This window comes from Streptomyces abyssomicinicus (genome assembly GCF_008974245.1).
GTDB classification, from domain to species: Bacteria; Actinomycetota; Actinomycetes; order Streptomycetales; family Streptomycetaceae; genus Streptomyces; species Streptomyces abyssomicinicus.
Genome location: NZ_BBZI01000005.1, coordinates 1,573,886 through 1,592,884, shown reverse-complemented (window position 1 = coordinate 1,592,884; position 18,999 = coordinate 1,573,886). Strand labels below are relative to the sequence as shown.

At 74.1% G+C, this 18,999-nt stretch carries 23 protein-coding genes; 15 read left to right on the top strand and 8 right to left on the bottom strand.

Annotation, left to right across the window (positions count from 1 at the left end; all coding sequences use genetic code 11):
- Positions 1 to 188: 188 nt before the first annotated feature.
- Positions 189 to 1,058: an alpha/beta hydrolase family protein gene (locus tag GBN72_RS06730; protein WP_151770993.1), complete on the bottom strand. Its 870-nt coding sequence runs from the start codon at positions 1,056 to 1,058 to the stop codon at positions 189 to 191.
- Positions 1,059 to 1,577: 519 nt separating this feature from the next.
- Between GBN72_RS06730 and GBN72_RS06725 the strand changes: the two genes are divergently transcribed.
- Together GBN72_RS06725 and GBN72_RS36170 are read left to right on the top strand one after the other, a co-directional pair.
- Positions 1,578 to 2,543: a type III PLP-dependent enzyme domain-containing protein gene (locus tag GBN72_RS06725; protein WP_439959734.1), complete on the top strand. Its 966-nt coding sequence runs from the start codon at positions 1,578 to 1,580 to the stop codon at positions 2,541 to 2,543.
- On the top strand, positions 2,530 to 2,799 hold the full coding sequence (locus tag GBN72_RS36170) for a hypothetical protein (protein ID WP_439959733.1): 270 nt from the start codon (positions 2,530 to 2,532) through the stop codon (positions 2,797 to 2,799). The genes GBN72_RS06725 and GBN72_RS36170 overlap by 14 nt, the downstream gene beginning before the upstream one ends.
- Positions 2,800 to 2,879: 80 nt before the next feature.
- Here the strand turns inward: GBN72_RS36170 and GBN72_RS06720 are convergent, their stop codons facing one another.
- Entirely contained in the window at positions 2,880 to 3,158 is a 279-nt protein-coding gene (locus tag GBN72_RS06720) for a GlsB/YeaQ/YmgE family stress response membrane protein (protein WP_151770646.1), read from the bottom strand.
- A 231-nt stretch (positions 3,159 to 3,389) separates the two neighbouring features.
- Here GBN72_RS06720 and tgmA point away from each other — a divergent pair, with 231 nt between their 5' ends.
- Positions 3,390 to 3,587, top strand: coding sequence for a putative ATP-grasp-modified RiPP (tgmA, locus tag GBN72_RS06715; protein ID WP_151770645.1), 198 nt, complete (start codon positions 3,390 to 3,392; stop codon positions 3,585 to 3,587).
- Between the two features lie 24 nt (positions 3,588 to 3,611).
- Positions 3,612 to 4,559, top strand: coding sequence for an ATP-grasp ribosomal peptide maturase (gene tgmB, locus GBN72_RS06710; RefSeq protein ID WP_151770644.1), 948 nt, complete (start codon positions 3,612 to 3,614; stop codon positions 4,557 to 4,559).
- Between the two features lie 2 nt (positions 4,560 to 4,561).
- On the opposite strand, the gene GBN72_RS06705 is transcribed toward tgmB, so the two are convergent.
- Together GBN72_RS06705 and GBN72_RS06700 are read right to left on the bottom strand one after the other, a co-directional pair.
- Positions 4,562 to 5,128: a roadblock/LC7 domain-containing protein gene (locus GBN72_RS06705; RefSeq protein ID WP_151770643.1), complete on the bottom strand. Its 567-nt coding sequence runs from the start codon at positions 5,126 to 5,128 to the stop codon at positions 4,562 to 4,564.
- 212 nt (positions 5,129 to 5,340) lie between these two features.
- Positions 5,341 to 5,769, bottom strand: coding sequence for a hypothetical protein (locus tag GBN72_RS06700; protein WP_151770642.1), 429 nt, complete (start codon positions 5,767 to 5,769; stop codon positions 5,341 to 5,343).
- A gap of 213 nt (positions 5,770 to 5,982) precedes the next feature.
- Here GBN72_RS06700 and GBN72_RS06695 point away from each other — a divergent pair, with 213 nt between their 5' ends.
- The 5 genes from GBN72_RS06695 (at position 5,983) to GBN72_RS06675 (ending at position 10,791) form a co-directional block, all read left to right on the top strand.
- Positions 5,983 to 6,495, top strand: coding sequence for a DUF5709 domain-containing protein (locus GBN72_RS06695; protein ID WP_246212286.1), 513 nt, complete (start codon positions 5,983 to 5,985; stop codon positions 6,493 to 6,495).
- Positions 6,496 to 6,506: 11 nt separating this feature from the next.
- Complete coding sequence (locus GBN72_RS06690) at positions 6,507 to 7,028, top strand: 2Fe-2S iron-sulfur cluster-binding protein (protein ID WP_151770991.1); 522 nt, start codon at positions 6,507 to 6,509, stop codon at positions 7,026 to 7,028.
- On the top strand, positions 7,025 to 8,017 hold the full coding sequence (locus tag GBN72_RS06685) for an FAD binding domain-containing protein (RefSeq protein ID WP_151770641.1): 993 nt from the start codon (positions 7,025 to 7,027) through the stop codon (positions 8,015 to 8,017). The genes GBN72_RS06690 and GBN72_RS06685 overlap by 4 nt, the downstream gene beginning before the upstream one ends.
- Before the next feature lie 166 nt (positions 8,018 to 8,183).
- Complete coding sequence (locus GBN72_RS06680) at positions 8,184 to 10,310, top strand: xanthine dehydrogenase family protein molybdopterin-binding subunit (RefSeq protein ID WP_151770640.1); 2,127 nt, start codon at positions 8,184 to 8,186, stop codon at positions 10,308 to 10,310.
- A gap of 97 nt (positions 10,311 to 10,407) precedes the next feature.
- Entirely contained in the window at positions 10,408 to 10,791 is a 384-nt protein-coding gene (locus GBN72_RS06675; protein WP_151770639.1) for a YkvA family protein, read from the top strand.
- A 97-nt stretch (positions 10,792 to 10,888) separates the two neighbouring features.
- Here GBN72_RS06675 and GBN72_RS06670 read toward each other — a convergent pair whose 3' ends face one another.
- Positions 10,889 to 12,547, bottom strand: a complete 1,659-nt coding sequence (locus tag GBN72_RS06670) for a catalase (RefSeq protein WP_151770638.1) — start codon at positions 12,545 to 12,547, stop codon at positions 10,889 to 10,891.
- A 208-nt stretch (positions 12,548 to 12,755) separates the two neighbouring features.
- On the opposite strand from GBN72_RS06670, the gene GBN72_RS06665 reads away from it, so the two are divergent.
- The 4 genes from GBN72_RS06665 (at position 12,756) to GBN72_RS06650 (ending at position 14,789) form a co-directional block, all read left to right on the top strand.
- On the top strand, positions 12,756 to 12,962 hold the full coding sequence (locus GBN72_RS06665; protein ID WP_151770637.1) for a hypothetical protein: 207 nt from the start codon (positions 12,756 to 12,758) through the stop codon (positions 12,960 to 12,962).
- 224 nt (positions 12,963 to 13,186) lie between these two features.
- A complete protein-coding gene (locus GBN72_RS06660) occupies positions 13,187 to 13,612 on the top strand; it encodes a MerR family transcriptional regulator (RefSeq protein ID WP_151770636.1) in 426 nt (141 codons plus the stop codon).
- On the top strand, positions 13,609 to 13,941 hold the full coding sequence (locus tag GBN72_RS06655; RefSeq protein WP_151770635.1) for a thioredoxin family protein: 333 nt from the start codon (positions 13,609 to 13,611) through the stop codon (positions 13,939 to 13,941). The genes GBN72_RS06660 and GBN72_RS06655 overlap by 4 nt, the downstream gene beginning before the upstream one ends.
- A 152-nt stretch (positions 13,942 to 14,093) precedes the next feature.
- Complete coding sequence (locus GBN72_RS06650; protein WP_151770634.1) at positions 14,094 to 14,789, top strand: nucleotidyltransferase domain-containing protein; 696 nt, start codon at positions 14,094 to 14,096, stop codon at positions 14,787 to 14,789.
- A 6-nt stretch (positions 14,790 to 14,795) separates the two neighbouring features.
- On the opposite strand, the gene GBN72_RS06645 is transcribed toward GBN72_RS06650, so the two are convergent.
- Complete coding sequence (locus GBN72_RS06645; RefSeq protein ID WP_151770633.1) at positions 14,796 to 15,194, bottom strand: peptidase inhibitor family I36 protein; 399 nt, start codon at positions 15,192 to 15,194, stop codon at positions 14,796 to 14,798.
- Between the two features lie 201 nt (positions 15,195 to 15,395).
- Here GBN72_RS06645 and GBN72_RS06640 point away from each other — a divergent pair, with 201 nt between their 5' ends.
- Positions 15,396 to 15,830: an SgcJ/EcaC family oxidoreductase gene (locus GBN72_RS06640; protein WP_151770632.1), complete on the top strand. Its 435-nt coding sequence runs from the start codon at positions 15,396 to 15,398 to the stop codon at positions 15,828 to 15,830.
- Between the two features lie 23 nt (positions 15,831 to 15,853).
- Here GBN72_RS06640 and GBN72_RS06635 read toward each other — a convergent pair whose 3' ends face one another.
- On the bottom strand, positions 15,854 to 16,324 hold the full coding sequence (locus GBN72_RS06635) for a DNA-binding protein (RefSeq protein WP_151770631.1): 471 nt from the start codon (positions 16,322 to 16,324) through the stop codon (positions 15,854 to 15,856).
- Between the two features lie 112 nt (positions 16,325 to 16,436).
- Positions 16,437 to 17,153, bottom strand: coding sequence for a TetR/AcrR family transcriptional regulator (locus tag GBN72_RS06630; protein ID WP_151770630.1), 717 nt, complete (start codon positions 17,151 to 17,153; stop codon positions 16,437 to 16,439).
- A 146-nt stretch (positions 17,154 to 17,299) separates the two neighbouring features.
- On the opposite strand from GBN72_RS06630, the gene GBN72_RS06625 reads away from it, so the two are divergent.
- Positions 17,300 to 18,997: a CocE/NonD family hydrolase gene (locus tag GBN72_RS06625; protein ID WP_151770629.1), complete on the top strand. Its 1,698-nt coding sequence runs from the start codon at positions 17,300 to 17,302 to the stop codon at positions 18,995 to 18,997.
- The last annotated feature ends 2 nt before the right edge of the window (positions 18,998 to 18,999 follow it).

Sequence of the window (18,999 nt, the reverse complement as noted above, 5' to 3'; positions counted from 1 at the left end):
CCGGAAGTCTCCGGTCCGGTCCTCGCGTGCGGGTGTGTGGCGGTCCACGGCGGGATCCGGCCGACTGTGCGCCGGCACACGTCCCACGCGTCTGCGGGCAACGGGCGGGGCCCGCGGACGGGGCGGGCCCGCGCACGCCGAACGGCGGCCGCGCGCGATGCGCGGCCGCCGTCGACGGTTCCCCCGGCTCAGAAGGCGCAGGTGTTCCGGTAGTCGGAGACGTCGCTGAAGAGGCCGGTGCTGGGGCCCGGGCAGAGGAACTGGGAGTAGCGGGTGTCGTTGTCGACCCACCGCTTCAGCCAGGAGATGGAGTACTTCGCGATCGTCGTGTTCGAGGTGTTGGGCGCGAAGTGGCTGGCGTTGTCCAGCTCGAGGTAGGCCTTCTCGGTGGACGAGGGCAGGTTGGTGTAGAAGGGGATGGAGTGCGAGGCCACCGGGGCGACCGCGTCGGACTCGGCCCCGACGATCAGGGTGGGTGTGCGGACCTCGGACCAGGTCTTGTCCAGGTTCCACGGGGTCATCGGGATGATGGCCTTGACGGCAGGACGGTCCTTGGCCGCCTCCAGGGTGCCGCCGCCGCCCATGGAGTGGCCCATCAGCGCGACCCGGGTGGCGTCGACGCGGGTGCGGGCGGAGCTGCGCTGGGTCAGGTAGTCGGCGGCCGCCAGCATCTGGTCGCCGCGGGAGGCGGGCTGGTCCATCGTGGTGTTGGTGTCGATGGTGAACACCACGAAGCCCTGGGACGCGAGCCGTTCGCCGAGCCAGGAGATGGACGACTCGTAGGCGGTGAAGCCCGGCGTGATGACCACGGCGCCGAACGTGCCGTCGCTGGTGGTCGTCGGGTAGTAGATGGTGCCGCCGCCGAATCCGCTGACCAGCAGGGACGAGACGGAGGTGCTGGAGACCGAGTAGGAGCCGCGCAGCGCCTCGATGCTCGAGTTGGTCGGGGCCGGGCCGCGCTCGTAGGGGTTGTCGGCCGCGGTGGCGCCGGGGGCTGCCAGGGTGCTGAACGCGACCGCCGCGGCGACGGAGGCGGACAGGCCTGCGACGCGACCCATACGGCGCCGGCGGTTGACCGGCGTGGGGTGGGCGTCGTTGGACGCGCTGCTCTGCGAGTGCTGCACGACGAGTCGTCCTCTCTGACGAGGCAGGCGCCTCGGCGGTCGCGGCACGCGTCGTCCTGACGTGTCCGCGCCGTCGGCGGTGCTGCCGCTGACTGGCAACGCCACTGTCGGGCCGCTCGCCGGACGCGTACATCGGCAAAATCACCGGTGTCGCCGCTCCGCCCGTCCCGCCCGGGCGGGACGGGCGGGACGGGCGGGACGGGCGGGACGGGCGGGACGGGCGGGACGGGCGAGACCGGGTGGCGCTGCCCGCCTCCGCACGGGGCGGGGCGCGTCGTTGGTGCGCGGGCGTGGGACGGGGCAGGCTGGACGGGGCCGCCGCGTGCGCCGAGGGCGCCGGCGCCGGTCCGTCCCGTCGTCGTGCCGACGAGGAGTCCGCCCGTGGCACCCGAGGAACCCGTGGCTGCCGAGGAACCCGAGAAAAACGTGGAACCCGTGGAAGCCGCGCCTTCCGTGGCGTCCCTGGCATCCGCTGCCGCCCCGCCCGGGGAGGCGGCCGCGCCGGCCGTCGCCGACGTGCCGGCCCGGGCGGTGACGGCCGGGCTGCTGGGCCCGGACCGGCCGGTCGCCGGGTTCCTGGACACCGCCGGGATCCTGCGGTCGGTCGGCGCTCTGCGCGCCGCGTTCTCCGGCGTCCCGGACGTGCTGCACACCTTCGCCGCCCAGGCCTGTCCGCTGGTGCCGGTGCTGCGGCTGCCGGCGGCGGGGATGCGGCGCGAGGTGGCAAGCCCCGGGGAGCTCCGGCCGGCGCCGGCGGCCGGCTTCGCGCCGGGACGGATCGTGCTGGACTCCCCGGTGAAGACCGGGGCGGAGCTGCGGGAGGCACTGGACCTGGGTGTGGCGGTGAACGCGGACAACCTGGCGGAGGTGGGGCGGATCGCCCGGCTCCGATCACGGGGCTGCTCATCCGTGCTGGGCCTGCGGGTCAATCCGCAGGTCGGCGGGGGCGCCGTCGCGGCCACCAGCACGGCCACCGGACACTCCGAGTTCGGGGTGGCACTGCGGGGCCCGGGGCCGAGGAGCGCGTGCTGGAGGCGTTCGACCGCCACCGGTGGCACCCGGCTGCACGTGCACGTCGGGTCGCAGGGCTGTCCGCTGCCGCTGATCGCCGAGGGGGTGGCCGCCGCGCACCGGCCGGCGGCCGCGGTCGACGCCCGGGTGGGCGGGCGGGTGACCGGGCTGGACATCGGGGGCGGTCCGCCCGTCGACTTCGCCGACGAGCGGGTGACGCCGACGCACGCCGAGTACGTGGCCGCTCTCCGGGAGGCGGAGCCGGCGCTGCTGGACGGACGTTGCCGGCTGGTCACGGAGTTCGGCCGGTCGCTGCTCGCCAAGAACGGTTTTCTGGCCGCGCGGGTGGAGTACGTCAAGGAGCGGGAGGACGGCGGGTGGCGCTCACCCACGCGTGCGCGCAGGTAGTCGCGACCCGGACGGCGCCGCTGCCCGACGCCTGGCCCCTGCGGGTCTCCGCGACACGGGCGCCTACTGCTTCACCGGGTCGTGGGGTGACAACAGCCTGCCCCGGCCGGCGGTGCACGGGTACCGGGCCGGAGGCGGTGGCCGGGTGGTCCTCGCGACGGTGCGCGAGGCGCGGCCGGTGGAGGAGATCGTGCGGGAGAACGGACTCGGGCACGCGGACGCGCTGCTGGACGGGTTCGGCGGTACGGCCGGCTGACGTGTGCGCACACGTCGGCGCCCGCACCGGGAACGGTGCGGGCGCCGACGATGGGAAAGGGTCGTGCCTGTCCGGTCGGGTCAGGCGTGGCGGTGCGAGCTTCGGTTACCTGTCACGGCGCGGTAGATCAGCAGCAGAATCACCGAGCCGATGATGGCCGCCACCCATGTGGACAGGTCGAAGAAGCCGTCGATCGAGTCGACGCCGAAGATGACCTTGCCCAGCCAGCCGCCCAGCAGACCACCGACCACACCGATCAGCATGGTGATGATGATGCCACCGGGGTCGCGCCCGGGGAGCAGCGCCTTCGCGATGGCGCCGGCGATCAGGCCGATCAGGATCCAGGCGATGATGCCCACGATTCCTCCACAGTCATCCAGGTTGTCTGTCCTTTCTTCGGATGATCCGTACACGCCACGGCAAACCAACTATTCGCGCCACCTCCCCGGGTGATTACGGAGCGTGAGGAAACCAATCACCGGTCCGGCACGTATAAGTCCCTGGAGGCGGAGCGCCCGGCGACCGAGTGGCAGCGCCGGGCGGGTCGTGTCCGAACGGAGAAGGTGACGGACCGTCCCAGGGAGAGACCCATGCGCATGTTCGCCCTCGACTACGCCCGGCCGGCGGAGGATCCCCAGGTCACCCACGCGCCGCCCTACAGATACGACCCGCTCCTGCAGGTGAACGTCCTCGACGACGGGCGTCCGGCCGTACGCGACCACGCACTGCTCCGCGAGCTGGGGTCGACCACCTCCACCGCCGGTTCCAAGACCCATTTCGACGACTGACGGAGGTGGTGCGGACGCGTAGCGATGACCGTACTGATCCTGACATGTACACAGGATGTGACGGCGGATCTGGTGGTGGACCGGCTCCGCGTACGGGGGGTCCGGGTCGTCCGCCTGGATCCGGCCGATCTTCCGGGAGCGGTCGGCCTGTCCGGGGAGTACGGCGACGGAGGCCTGCGCGGCACGCTCTCGGTGGGCGACCGCCGGGTCGGGCTGGGCGCGCTGCGGTCGGTCTGGGTTCGCCGCCCCGGGGTCGCGGGCAGCGGCGGGGCGCAGGCGTCGGCCTGGCTCACCCAGGAGGCGACACAGGCGCTGTACGGCATGCTGCGGGGCAGTGGTGCGCGCTGGATGAATCCGCCCGAGGCCTCCTACCTGGCGCGGCACAAACCCTGGCAGTTGCGGCTGGCGCAGGAGTGCGGGCTGCCCGTGCCCGCGACCCTGATCACCACGGTGCCGGGCGCGGCACGGGACTTCGCCCGCCGGTACCGGGACCTGGTGGTCAAGCCGGTGTCGGGCGCCCATCCGCAGGACCCTCCGCTGGTGGTGCCCACCAGCCGGGTGGCCCCGGACGCCGACTTCGACGCGGTGGCGCTGGGGCCGACGCTGCTGCAGCGGCTCGTCGTCAAACGCGCCGACATACGCCTGACGGCGGTGGGCGACCGTCTGCTCGCCGCCCGGAAGGAGGTCTCGCCCGACGCGGCGCCGGAGGACGTGGACGTCCGCTTCGCCCCGTCCACCCGGGCCTGGCGGGCCGTCGGCGTGCCCCACCGGGTTGCGGCGGGCGTGCGCGGCTATCTGGACGCGGCCCGGCTCGCGTACGGCGCCTTCGACTTCGCGGAGGACCACGAGGGGACCTGGTGGTTCCTCGAGTGCAACCAGTCCGGGCAGTTCGCCTTCGTCGAACTGGACACGGGGCAGCCCATCACGGAGGCCGTGGCGTCCTGGCTGGCCCGGCCGCGGCCGGGCGGCTGAGCTCAGGCGGTGGACCGCGGGCCCGAGGAGCGGGGTCCGCCGCCCGGCCGCCTTCCGGGGCGGGCGGTCCCCGGTGAGCGGACCGGGAGGGCCGCGGGCTGCTCGTCCCCGCCGGCCGGGCCGCGGCCCGCGGGGACGGTGGTGGCGGCGGGCCCGCCGCCCGGACGCGCCTCGACGACGGGCGCGGCGGGCATCATGGCCGCCAGGCGACGCCCCGCACGGCGTCCCTCCAGATGGAGCCGGCCGACGTTGACCCGGTCGCCGGCGAGCAGGGTGAGCACCGCGGTCCCGCCCGCGGCGTAGGTGGCGACGTAGCCGCCCGAGCCGCGGACCAGCAGTTCACGGAAGTCGCCGCGCGCGGCGGCGTCGGAGAGACGGGCGCCGACGCCCAGGGCCGCGGCGGTGAGCGCGGCGAGCCCTTCCGGTTCGGTGCCGGGGGGTGTCTCGTGGGCCAGTACCAGCCCGTCGGCGCTGGCCAGCATCGCCCCGGTCAGCTCCGGCACGCGCGAGCGCAGCCCGCGGAGTTCCTCCCTGATCTCGGCCTCGTCGATCCCTGCCGCGCCGGTCATCGGCCCGCTCCCTTCGCCTCGCCCGTCAACGCCTTCGTCCCTTCCCGCGTCCGCGGCCTCGCCGTCGGGGCGGCCGCCCGCACTGCCCGCGCCGTCCGCGCCGCCGACGCCGGTGCCGACGCCGGTGCCGACGCCGGTGCCGGCACCGGGCGGATCGTCCGTGCCCCCGGTCCCGGCCGGGAGGCCGCCCGCGCGGGGCCGTCCCGGCCGCCTCATCCGAGCACCAGCCGGTCCACGACCTCCGCCAGCCGGATCCGGGCCATCGCGAGGTTGCCCTCGGCGCGGTCGAGCCACAGGTGGAGGCAGACGCTGCTGTCGAAGGCGGTCGGCACGAAGCGCAGGACGTGGTAGGCCGAGGCGGTGGTCACGATCACGTCCTCGACCGGCGGCTCCTGGCCGGCGTCACCGGCCCCGCCCTGCCCCGCGCCCGCCCCCGGGAGGGCGCCTGCCGGGGCGAACACACGGTGCTCGGCACTGATCCGGGCCACCTCGGCGACCTCGGCGGCCGCGGCGTCCGGATCGCTGCCCGGCGCCTCGCCGGCCGCGCCCAGGGAGAGCCCGCTGATCCAGTCGACCAGTGCGGCGCCCCGTGCCCCCGGCAGCCGCATGGCCTCCAGCAGGCTCTCGTCGATTCCGGGCACGCCGAATCCCCTCCCCCACTGCTCATCTGTCCGCGGACGCGACCAGAGACTACGGAATGTGCCGCCCCCCGTTCGGGGCTTTGGCATTTTCATTTGGAACATGCACGCATTGGGATCGGTTCCTTGTCATGATCGATCGCGGCGGGGCGGGGCGTCCGGGTGGCGGCCATGGCCGGGGGGTGTCAGCCGACCGGGGCTGGATACGTGGTCCCCATGACTGACCCGAGTGACGCGATGGACGAGAACGCCGGCGGCCAGGAGTTCGGCGACGAGGTGTACCAGCCGCAGGACGGCCCGGAGGGGCGCGAGGACGACGGCGTCCTGGACCCGGAGGACACCCTCGACGAGCGGGAGACCGAGCCCTACGACGAGGGCTACTCGCCTCCGGAGCGGCCGCTGGGGGTGGACAGCCACGGCACCACCGCCCGTGAGCAGCGCGAGGGCGAGACCCTCGACGAGCGGCTGGCCGAGGAGCGGCCCGACCCGGTCTCCGAGCCCCCGGCGGAGGGCGACGGGGTGGGCGACCTGCCGGGCGGCGAGGGCGAGCCCCTCGACGACCAGGTCGGGGAGGAGCGCGCGGGTCGTCTGGTGGCCCCGGACGAGGGCGCGCGGGAGGACGCGGAGAAGGACATGATCGCGGAGGACGTCGGCATCAGCGGCGGCGCGGCCTCCGCCGAGGAGGCCGCGGTGCACCGGGTCCCGGACGAGGACGAGCGGTCCCGGTGAACGGCCGCGCGATGGGCCCGGCCTCCCGCACCACCCTCACGGTCAACGGCCGGGAGCACACGCTGACGGTCGACAACCGGCGGGTGCTGCTGGACCTGCTGCGTGAGGACCTGGACCTGATCGGGGCCAAGAAGGGCTGCGACCACGGCCAGTGCGGCGCCTGCACGGTACTGGTCGACGGGCGGCGGGTGAACAGCTGTCTGCTGCTCGCCGTCACCCTGGACGGCAGCGAGGTGACCACGGTGGAAGGGCTGGCCGGCCCGGACGGCGAGCCGCACCCGCTGCAGCGGGCGTTCCTGGAGCGGGACGCCTTCCAGTGCGGCTACTGCACTCCCGGGCAGCTCTGTTCGGCCGTGGGCGCGCTGGCCGAGGCGGCGGCCGGGCACCCGTCGGCGGTGACCGGTCCCGGTGTGCGGGCGGGGGATCCGGTGCCTCTCGGGGCGTCGGAGATCCGCGAGCGGATGAGCGGCAACCTCTGCCGCTGCGGGGCGTACCCGCGCATCGTCGAGGCGGTCGAGGACGTGATCCCGTGAGGACCTTCGACTACGTCCGCGCCCGCACGGCCGAGGAGGCCACCGCTGCCTGGGCGGCGACGCCGGGCGCCCGCTACCTGGGCGGCGGCACCAATCTGGTCGATCTGATGAAGCTGGGCGTGGAACGGCCGGAAGCGCTGGTGGACGTCTCACGGCTTCCGCTGGACACGGTGGAGGAGCTGCCGGACGGTTCGCTGCGGGTCGGCGCCACCGTCCGCAACAGCGACCTGGCGGCCCACCCGCTGGTCGTGGAGGGCTGGCCGGCCCTTTCCCGGGCGCTGCTGTCCGGCGCCTCCGGTCAGCTGCGCAACGCGGCCACCACCGGCGGGAACCTGCTCCAGCGCACCCGGTGCCCGTACTTCCAGGACCTCTCCAAGCCGTGCAACAAGCGCGAGCCCGGCAGCGGCTGCGGAGCCCGCGAGGGCGTGCACCGCGATCACGCGGTACTGGGCCACTCCCCGCACTGCGTCGCCACCCATCCGTCGGACATGGCGGTGGCGCTGGCGGCGCTGGACGCCCGCGTGGAGCTGCGCGGGACCGACGGCGGGCGCGAGCTGGCCGCGGAGGCGTTCCACCGGCTGCCGGGCGACCGTCCGGAGCTGGACACCGAGCTGCGGCCCGGGGAGCTGGTGACCGCCGTGGTGCTGCCCGCCGCCACCCGCGGTCTGCCGTCCGCCTACCGCAAGGTCCGCGACCGGGCGTCCTACGCCTTCGCGCTGGCCTCGGCCGCGGTGGTCCTGTCGGTCGCGGACGGCGTCGTCGCCCACGTGGGGATCGCCCTGGGCGGTGTGGCGCACCGGCCGTGGCGGGCGCGCAGGGCGGAGGAGGCGCTGACCGGCGCCGCCCCGACCCGGGCCGCGTTCGAGCACGCGCTGGAGCTGGAGCTGTCGGCGGCCGAGCCGCTGCGCGACAACGGCTACAAGGTGCCGCTGGCCCGCTCCCTGACCGTCGACGTCCTCACCCGTCTCGCCGCCCGGCACTCCGGGTGACCGTGCCGCCCGCCCGGGCGGCCCGCCACCGTACGGACCGCCCGCACGCGTACGGCGCCACCGCGGGCACCACCGCGCGGACGCCCGCACGGAACGACCACACGAAGACCACCGCACGGAACCATCGCACCGAACGACCGCACCGAACGACCGCACGGAGGAACGCATGGCAGACGCCCCCGCGGCGCTCGGCGCGCCGCTGATCCGCCGGGAGGGCCTGGAGAAGGTCACCGGCCGGGCCCGTTACGCCGTCGAGCACCGGCTGCCCGGTTCGGCGCACGCCTGGCCGGTCACCGCCCGGGTGGCCTCCGGCCGCGTGCTCCGCGTCGACGCCTCCGCCGCCCTCGCCGCACCCGGCGTGCTGGCGGTGCTCACCCACGAGAACGCGCCACGCCTGGCGGAGCCCGACGACCCCACGCTGGCGGTCCTCCAGGACGCGCACGTCCCGCACCGCGGCTGGGTCGTCGCCCTGGTGGTCGCCGAGACCCTGGAGGCCGCCCGGGAAGGGGCCGGGGCGGTGGACGTGGAGTACCTGGCCGAGGACCACGACGTGCTGCTGACGCCGGACCGCCCCGACGCCTACGTGCCGGAGAAGGCCAACGGCGGCCACCCCGGGCTACGGGAGCACGGCGACCCGGACGGCGCGTTCGCCTCCGCCCCGGTACGCGTGGACACCGCCTACCGGGTGCCGCCGCTGCACAACCACCCGATGGAGCCGCACGCCTCCACCGCCCGGTGGACCGACGACGGGCGGCTGGAGGCCTACTGCTCCAGCCAGGGCACAACCAAGGTCCGCCAGACGCTGGCCACGATGTTCGGGCTGCCGGAGGAGTCCGTCACCGTGCGCGCGGAGCACGTCGGCGGAGGCTTCGGCTCCAAGGGCACGCCCCGCCCCGATGTCGTGCTGGCCTCGATGGCGGCGCTGCACACCGGACGGCCGGTGGCGCTCGCGCTGCCCCGCCGCGACCTGCCCCAGCTGGTCGGCCACCGGGCGCCGACGCTGCACCGGGTGCGGCTGGGCGCGGACTCGGACGGCCGGATCCGCTCGCTGGTGCACGAGGTGACCACCCACACCTCCCGGGTCCGGGAGTTCGTGGAGCAGGCGGCCGTACCGGGCCGGACGATGTACACCTCCCCGCACAGCCGGACCGTGCACCGCGTGGCGCGGCTGGACGTCGCCACGCCCTCGTGGATGCGCGCCCCGGGCGAGACGCCGGGGATGTACGCGCTGGAGTCCGCGATGGACGAGCTCGCCGAGGCCCTCGGCATGGATCCGGTCGAGCTGCGGGTGGTCAACGACTGCCGGACCGAACCGGACACCGGGAAGCCGTTCAGCAGCCGGCACCTGGTGGAGTGCCTGCGCGAGGGCGCGCGCCGTTTCGGCTGGGCGGAGCGTGACCCCCGTCCGGGGGCGCGCCGTGCCGGACAGGTGCTGACCGGCACCGGTGTGGCGTCGGCCACCTATCCGGTGCTGGTCTCGCCCAGCACCGCCTCGGCGCGTGCCCTGCCGGACGGGACCTTCGTGGTGCGCACCAACGCCACCGACATCGGCACCGGGGCGCGCACGGTGCTGGGCCAGGTCGCCGCCGAGGCGCTCGGCGCGGCCGGCGACCGGGTGCGGATGGAGATCGGCGACAGCGACCTGCCGTCCGCGCCCCTGGCCGGAGGTTCGTCCGGGACCGCGTCCTGGGGCTGGGCGGTGCACGAGGCCTGCACCCGGCTGGCCCGGCGGCTCGCCGTCCACCGCGGTCCGCTCCCCCAGGACGGGCTGGAGGAGCACGCCGACACCGCGGGCACCGCCGACGCGGAGAGCGATCACGCCCGCCACGCGTTCGGCGCGCACTTCGCCGAGGTCGGCGTCGACACCGTCACCGGCGAGGTCCGGGTGAACCGGCTGCTGGGCGTGTACGCGGCCGGGCGCATCCTCAATCCGCGCACGGCCCGCTCGCAGTTCGTCGGCGGGATGGTGATGGGCCTGGGGATGGCCCTCACCGAGGGGTCGACGGTGGACCCGGCCTTCGGCGACTTCGCCGAGCGGGACCTCGCCGCCTACCACGTGCCGGTCAACGCCGACGTGCTGTCGGTCGAGGCGCACTGGATCGAGGAGGACGACCCGCATCTCAACCCCGTCGGCGGCAAGGGCATCGGGGAGATCGGCATCGTGGGCACGGCCGCCGCCGTGGGCAACGCCTTCCATCACGCGGTGGGCGTCCGGATGCGGGAGCTGCCGCTGACCCCCGACCGCGTCCTGGACGCCCTGGCACGGCGGTCGCCGGAGCGCGGGCGGGCGTGACCTCGGCCACGCGGGAGGCCGTACGGGCCGCCGGTCGGGGAAGCTGGAGAGGGAGGGCGTCGCGTCCGCGCCGCCCTCCTCGCTCTGGAGGTGTTCGGTGGACGAGCGGACGACGCTGGTACTGATCGTGGCGGTCGTGGTGGTCGCCCTGGTCCTGCTGGCGGTCGCGGTGCGGCTGCTGCTGCGGCTGGTGCGCACCCGCCGCGCGCTGCGGCGGGCAGGCCTGCCCGCGGGCCCGAAGTGGGTGTTCTGGGGCGCGGTCGCCTACCTGGTGCTGCCCGCCGACCTGGTCCCGGACCCGGTGTACCTGGACGACATCGGCGCCCTGCTGCTCGCCCTGCGCACCATGGGGGCCGCGCTCCCGAAGGGCGTGAGGCTGTCGAAGAGCTCGCGCGAGCCCGTCAAGGGCGGCGTGGGCGAGCCCGTGAGGGGCGGATCGCGTGCCCCCGGCCACCTCACCGCCAGGCCGCAGGAGGACTGAGGGCCGCCGCTCCCTTCCCACTGCCGCCGTCACGTGCGTCGCGCCCCCCGTGGAGATCCGCGGGGGGCGCCGCACGTGACGGCTGCGGGCGGCCGGGTCAGCGGGCGACCACGAACCGCTCGTCGGGGACGCAGTGGGTCATGGTGAGGCCCTCGACGTCGCGCGGCGGGTTGTTCCCGAGGTTCCGCAGCCGCTGCTTGTCCTCGTCGGTGAGGTCCTGGCTCTCCAGCGGCTCGAGGTGGGCGACGTCCTTGGCCGCGATGCCCAGCCCCTCGCCGACCCGGGCGCCGAAGTCGTTCTCCACCAGCAGGAAGTGCCAGACCATGCGCTCCTGGACCGGGCGGTCGCACTGGGAGAGCAGGTCGACCATGTTCTTGACCAGGTCGTCCCGCTCCCACTGCTCCATCAGGCAGTAGCGCTGCCCGGCCTGGAGGTAGTCGTTGGTGCGCGGGATGCGCTTACGGGTGAGCCGGCCGTGGATCTCCGGGCCCTGCTCGTCGTGGGTCGGGTAGTGGGCCTCGCGCAGCCCGCCCAGGATGGACGGCTCGTAGTTGACGATCGGGTTCCCGCCCCCGCCGTCGACGTGGTAGGTCATCTGGCCGTCGCGCTGGTTGGTGCGGACCAGCCCGTGGTCGGGCTGGTTGACGGGGAGCTGGAGGTAGTTGGGGCCCACCCGGTAGCGCTGGGTGTCGCTGTAGGAGAAGGTCCGGCCGACCAGCATCTTGTCGTCCGAGAAGTCCAGGCCGTCGACGAGGACGCCCGTGCCGAAGGCGATCTGCTCGGACTCGGCGAAGAAGTCGTCCGGACAGCGGTCGAGCACCATCCGGCCCACCGCCTTGGGCGGGAACTCCTGCTCGGGCCAGGTCTTGGTGTCGTCCAGCGGGTCGAAGTCCAGCTCGGGGTGCTCGTGGTCGTCCATCATCTGGACGAGCAGCTCCCACTCCGGGTACTCCCCGCGCTCGATGGCGCCATAGAGGTCCGCCGTGGCGTGGCCGGTGTCCTGCGCCTGGAGACCGGCGGCGTCCTCCTCGGTCATGCTCTTGACGCCCTGCTTGGGCATCCAGTGGTACTTGACCAGCTTGGTCTCACCCTGCTGGTTGACCCACTTGTACGTGTTGACGCCGAAGCCCTGCTGATGCCGGTAGTCCGCCGGGATGCCGCGTGGGCTGAACAGGTTGACCAGCATGTGCATCGACTCCGGGGTCTGCGACATGAAGTCGAAGATCCGGCGCGGCTGCTGGACGAAGGTGACCGGGTCCGGCTTGAGGGCGTGGATCACGTCGGGGAACTTGATCGCGTCCCGGATGAAGAAGACGCCCAGGTTGTTGCCGACGAGGTCCCAGTTGCCGTCCTCGGTGTAGAACTTGATCGCGAAGCCCCGGGGGTCCCGGTTGCACTCCGAGGAGTCCCGGCCGCCGATCACGGTGGAGAAGCGGCAGGCGACGCGGGTCCGCCTGCCCCGCTCCTGGAAGAGCTTGGCGCGGGTGTACTGCGCGATGGGCTCGTCGCCCCAGGCCCCGTAGGCCTCGAAGTACCCGAACGCGGTGGCGCCGCGGGCGTGCACCACGCGCTCCGGGATCCGCTCGCGGTCGAAGTGGCTGATCTTCTCGAGGAACTGGTAGTTCTCCAGCGTGGCCGGTCCCCGCGCGCCCACGGTGCGCTGGTTCTGGTTGTCGTAGACGAAGTGACCCTGCCGGTTGGTGAGGATTTCCCTGTCGTCACCCTGCGCGGGGTCCTTGCTGGATACGTCCGTCATACGGGGTGCTCCTTCGCTGGTCGCCGCGCTCACGCACCGTATGCGGGCACGCGACACGCAGTTATGGGGCTTTTAAGGTTTTAGCACCCTTTGCCCGGTAGGGCGAACGATGCGCCGGGGTCCGAAGCCTCTCTTTGCGCCGTTCGAGGCATAGGTCACGTTTCCTCCGGGTACGCGGGTGCCTATCGGCGAGCCGAGGGAGAGACCCATGTCGACTGCACAGCCCGACGAGTCCCGCGCATCCTTCGAGGGGGTCACCCCGGACGGGAAGCTCCACACCCGTCCCGACACCGCGGTGACCCCCGAGGACCTGGTCCTGGCCACGGGACGCGACGTCACGCCCGACACCTTGAGGTGGGCCGAGCGCAAGCTCGCCACCGAGGGATCCGCGGCGATGGAGAAGTTGCTGCCCTAGCTCGGCCGGGCGGCCACTCGCGCCGGCACCGGGGGCGGCCTGGCCCACCCCCGGTGTTCGGCGTGCCCGCGCCCGGTGATCGGCGTCCCCGCGCCCGGTGATCGGTGTGCCCGCCCCCGCCCCGCGCGCCCGGTCCGGCTGCGCGCCCGGTCCGGCTGCCCCGTGCGCCCGGCCCCGACCGCGACGTTGCCTTGACGTCGGCGTCAAGCCGTACCGTCGTCGGCATGCGAATCGGCGAGCTGGCCGCCGCGGCCGGGACCACCACCCGGACCCTGCGGTACTACGAGTCGCGCGGGCTGCTGTCGGCGCGACGGGACGGCAACGGGCACCGGACCTACGACGAGGACGACCTCGCGCAGGTCCGCCAGATCCGGACGCTGCAGGACGTCGGCTTCGGGCTCGAGGAGACCCGGCCCTTCGTCGAGTGCCTGCGCGCGGGTCACGCGGAGGGGGACTCCTGCCCGGCGTCCCAGGTGGTGTACCGGCGCAAGCTCGACGAGCTGGACTCGATGATCGAGCAGCTGGCGGCGGCCCGGGAGAAGGTCGCCCGGCAGCTGGCCAGGGCCGAGCGGGCGCGTGACGGGCTGGCCGCCGATGCGCTGGTTCCGGGGGGCCCGGAACCCGTGTGCGAACTGGGAGGCCGGGAGTGATCAGGGCGAAGGGCGTGGCCGAGGTGACGGACGCGGATTTCGGGACGGAGGTGCTCGGGGCGGAGCTGCCGGTCCTGGTGGAGTTCACCGCGGACTGGTGCCCGCCGTGCCGGCAGATGGCGCCGGTGCTCACCGCGCTCGCGGCGGAGGAGGCCGCCCGGCTGAAGGTGGTGCAGCTCGACGTGGACACCAGCCCGGAGACGACCAACCGCTACGGGGTGCTGTCCATGCCGACCTTCATGCTGTTCCGCGACGGGGAGCCGCTGCGCTCCATGGTGGGCGCACGGCCCAGGCGCAGACTGCTGGCGGAGCTGGAGGAGGCCCTGTAGGGCCGGCTGGTCCGGCAGGCGCGGGCGCCCCGCGGGCGGGAAGGGCGGGGCCCCGCGGAAAATGCGGGTGACGCGCGCGGCGGCGTTCACGACAATGGGCGCCACGCGGATCCGCACCGGTCCGCCGCGCGATCACCGGGGGAGGCGGCACCATGACCGCTGTGGCGAACGTCCTGCTGTCCGGCGTGGTCGGTTCCACCGCGTACGGCCTCGCCCACCCCGGCTCCGACGTGGACCGGCTCGGCCTGTTCGCCGCGCCCACGGTGGAACTGCACGGGCTGCGGACGCCGAAGGAGTCGTACGTCACCACCGCCCCTGACCGCACCCTGCACGAGGCGGCCAAATGGTGCCGCCTCGCCCTCTCCGGCAACCCCACCGCCATGGAACTGGTCTGGCTGCCGGACGAGTTGTACGAGGTCCGCACCCCCCTGGGCGACGAACTCATCGCCGTCCGCAGCGCGTTCCTGAGCGCCGGGCGGGTGCGCAACGCGTATCTGGGCTACGCCCAGCAGCAGTTCCGGCGGCTGCAGAACCGGAGCGACGACTCCCTCCGGGCCGAGCGGCGCGGACGGACCGCCAAGCACGCCCGCCACCTCAAGCGGCTCTGCGCGCAGGGGCTGGAGCTGTACACCACCGGCAGGCTGACCCTGCGGGTCGACGACCCGCAGGAGTTCCACGACTTCGGCGAGCGGGTGGCGGCCGACCCCGCGGCGGCGCTGTCGCTGCTGCGCCACTACGAGACCGCCTTCGCGCAGGCCCGCGGCGTGCTGCCCGAGGCGCCGGACGAGGGCCCGGTGGAGGCGTGGCTGCACCGGGTCCGCGCGCACTTCTACCGGGCGGCGTCCTGAATCGGCTCAGCAGTTCCGGTAAATCGTCACCGCGTCGATCCGGCTGCCGAACTTGCCTCCCCACCTGTAGGCGGCGGAGTGGTCCCCCATGGCGACCCGGCGCATCTCGTGGGGCTCCCAGTCGATGAAGCAGCCGGGGGCGTTGGCGTGGAACGAGCCGACGTTGTCGTGGAGGTAGGGCGGCAGGTCCCGGTAGCCGGAGGCCGGCGTCCAGCGCCAGGGAGTGCCCTCGAAGTCGTTGTCCTGCCAGAAGCAGATCTCGTTCGGTCCGCACTGGGCGGCCGCCCGGGCGGGAGCGGTGCTCCCGCCGGGGGCCGCGGCGGTCGCGGTGGTTCCTCCGAGCAGGGCGGCCAGAGCGAGGGCGATACCGATGCCGGTCCGCCTGGTGGCCGAGGGACGACGCATGCGTACTCCGTGAGTGAGAGGTCGGGTTCCGCCCCTCACCGTGCCCGCACCGGAGGCCGCGCACCTGCGTCCGGGCCCGACACCACTCCTGCGGGTCACGTCGCGGCGTCACCCCGTTGACCCCCGCGCCGTCCGACGGGCGCCGTGAGCGCCGGGGGAAGAACTTGACCTCGAGCGCGGTCGAGGTCGCACGGTGGGGACATGACCTCTTTGACGAACGACGCCGGCCGTCCGCCCGCCGGCCTCGAGCCGGAGACCGCCGCCCTGCGCGCCCTGGTGGCGGCCGTCGAGCGGGCGCAGCGGGAGGAACTCGTGGACGACTTCGTCGCCCTCTTCCGCGCCGACGCCCTGTGGACGACCAGTGGCGGAGTCCGCCTCTACGGGCGCCGGGCCATCGCCGAGTTCACCGCGAAGGCGCTTCCCGGCTGGAGCTCGGACGGCAGCAGCGCCACCTACGAGGTGGAGCACGTGACCTTCGTCCGGCCGGACGTCGCCGCGGTCAAGGTGCGCCAGCGGTACTTCGCCCCCGACGGCACGCCCGACGGTGAGGGCACCCCGTTGTACGTCGCCGCCAAGGAGGACGGCCGGTGGCTGCTCACCGCCTGCCAGAACACGGCGGTGGGCACGGAGAGCTGACGCCCCTGGCGGCCTCCGGTCCGTCAGGGCGTCTCCTCCTCGCGGGCCGCGCGGGAGGCCAGGCGTTCGTAACGCTGCCGGGCCGCCTGCTGGGTGCCCAGGCCGAGACCGAAGGCGATCTCCTGCCAGGTCATGCCCCGGCCGCGGGCCATCTCCAGAAGACCGGTCTCGAGTTCGTCGAGTTCCCCTCGCACCAAGGGGAGGAGGGTGAGCGCGGCGGTGATGTCGGCCCGGTCGACCTCGGGCTCGCCTTCCTCCGGGCGGGCGGCCCCACTGAGCAGGAACGCCACCACGCGGACCGCCTCGTGCGGCGCCGGCAGCATCGGATTGGTCTGGCGGCGGCGCTGCTCCTCCGTCGCGGCGTGCCGTTCGGCGATGCGGAAGAGGGCGGAGTGGGCCCGCCTGGCACGCGCCTGTGCGGGGTCGGGCGGCAGGAACGGGTCGGCGTCGGCGTCGGCGTCGGCACCGAGCGGATGTCCGGATGTCTCAGGCATGGACCCAGCATCCCGTCGACAGCAATAGTTGTCAACGATTTATTGTGAACGACTCGTTCACATCAAGCGGTCCGGTTCCCACCCCCCACCGCCTCGGGCCACGCGATTTCCGTCAGGCCACGTCCAGACCGTCCACGAGCCGGTCGAGGAACCGGGTGAAGGTGGCGTCCGGGTCGACGGGCCGCCGGGGGGAGGCCAGGGCCTCGGCGAGCTCCGGATGCCGGCCGTCGGCCGCCACTTCGGCCAGGTAGCGCGCCTCGGCGGCGAGGCGTTCGGGGGTCCGCGCGGCCGCAGCCTGGGCGACCTCGTGGGCGACATGTCCGGCGACGAACCCGGTGACCTGCGCGAACACCTCCATCCTGGCGGCGCCGTCCAGCCCGGTCGGCCGGAGGGCGGCGAGGACGTGCTCCATGAACGCGAGGGTGTGGGGCCCGGGGGTGCGGCGGGAGCCCAGGGCGGCCGGGAGCCAGGGGTGGCGCAGCATGTTGGCGCGCTGCGACCGGGCGACGGCCTTGAGGTCGGCCCGCCAGTCCCCGGTGGGCGCCGGGCCGCCGGACAGCTCGCCGGCCACCCGGTCGACCATCAGCTCCAGGAGCGTCTCCTTGTCCGGGGCGTAGCTGTACAGCGACATGACCCCCGCGCCGACCCGCGCGGCGACCTTCCGCATGGTGACGGCCTCCAGGCCCTCCATGTCGGCCAGTTCCACCGCCGCGTCGACGATTCCCTCCCGGGTGAAGGCGGGCCGCCGGCCCCGGCGCGGCCGGTCCTGATGCAGCCAGAGCTCCCGCGGGTCCACCCCCTGGGGAACGGAGGCTCCGTCACCGGACATCCCTCGCCACCTGCCCTTCCACCGCCCCGTCCCGCGGTGCGGCACTCCGTGACCTCGCGGTCGCCATCCAAGCATGGTCTATTGTCGTACGTCGTACGAGAATTATCTCGTCGGAGTCCCCCAGTTGCCCGGCCGAGGAGTTGGCGATGCGGTCACCCGAGAACCACACACCCACGAGCGCCAAGGCGTGGACGCCGTCCGGCACGAGACCGCCGCTCTCCTCCCGGCTGCTGCGGGCCACCTGGCGCGGGCTGCCCGAGCGGCGGTACCCGGTCGGGTTCGAACGGGCCCTCAAGGTCCCGGCCGCCGACGGAAGCGCGCTGGTCACCGACCACTACTTCCCGCGCGTCCGGGGCGACTTCCCGACCCTGCTGGTGCGGTCGCCCTACGGGCGGGGTTTGCCCTGGTCGCCGATGTACGGGCTTCTCTTCGCCGAGCAGGGGTTCCATGTCGTCCTGCAGAGCTGCCGGGGCACCGGCGGGTCGGGCGGAGCATGGCACTACTGGCGCAACGAGTCCGCCGACGCGCTCGCCGCGGTCGAATGGCTGCGGCGGCGCACGTGGTTCGACGGCCGGCTGGGCACGGTGGGGCCCAGCTATCTCGGCTACACCCAGTGGGCGCTGGCCGCCGATCCGCCCCCGGAGCTCAAGGCGATGGCCGTGCAGGTCGGCCTGCACGATCCCCACGCCTTCCTGCACGGCGGGGGCGCGCTGCATCTGGAGAACGCCCTGGTCTCCGGCGTCGGCATGACGCATCAGCACCGCGGCGTCCTGCGGTTCGCCGCGGCGGCGAACCGGTTGCGCCGCGACCTCGGGCGCATCGCCGGCGCCTGGCCGATGAGGCCCGCCTGGCGCGAGGCCCTCGGCGAGGAGGCCGGCTGGCTGGACGACGCCCTCACCCACCCGGACTCCGACGACCCGTACTGGGAGGGCGTCGACCTCGCGGGGGCCGCGGACGGTCTGCGGGTTCCCACCGCCCTGATCACCGGTTTCCACGACGTCCTGGCCGACCAGACCTTCGCCCAGTACGCCCGGCTGCGGGCGGCGGGCTGCGAGGTCTCGCTGCTCGCCGGTCCCTGGACCCACGGCTCCGCCCTCCAGCAGGGCTGGGCCGAGGGATTCGCCGAGATGCTCGCGTGGCTGCGCGCCCATCTGTGCGGCGACCCGTCGGCCCTGCGGCCCACCCGGGTACGCGTCCACGTCGGCGGAGCCAACGTGTGGCGGGACCTGGCCGACTGGCCGCCCGCCGCCGACCCGTCCTCCTGGTTCGCGGCGCCCGGGGGCCGGCTCGGCCGCGAGCAGCCCGCCGTCCCAGGAGCCGTGGCCTCGTTCCGTTACGACCCCGCCGACCCGACCCCGTCGGTCGGCGGTCCGCTGCTCTCCACTGCCGCTGGCCCGCGGGACAACCGTGAGCTGGAGGCGCGGGAGGACGTCGTCACCTTCACCGGGGAGCGGCTGGCGGAACCACTGGAGGCCGTCGGCTGGGTCACCGCCCTCGTCAGGGCCTCCGCGGACACCGGCCGCTGCCATGTCTTCGTCCGGCTCTGCGACGTGGACGAGCAAGGCCGGTCCGTCAACGTCTGCGACGGGCTGGGAGTGCTGGAGGCGGAGAGCGAAGCGGTCGTGGAACTCGCCGTTCCGCTGGGCGCCGCGGCACACCGCTTCGCGGCCGGGCACCGGGTCCGCTGGCAGATCAGCGGCGGCGCCCACCCGCGCTTCGCCCGCCACCCCGGTACGGCCGGACCCCCGGCCGAGGCGGCGGCCGGCTCCCCGGTCCGCATCACCGTCCTTCCCGGATCGGCGCTGCTGCTGCCGGTGACGGGCGAAGGCGGGTCGTCGGACTGACG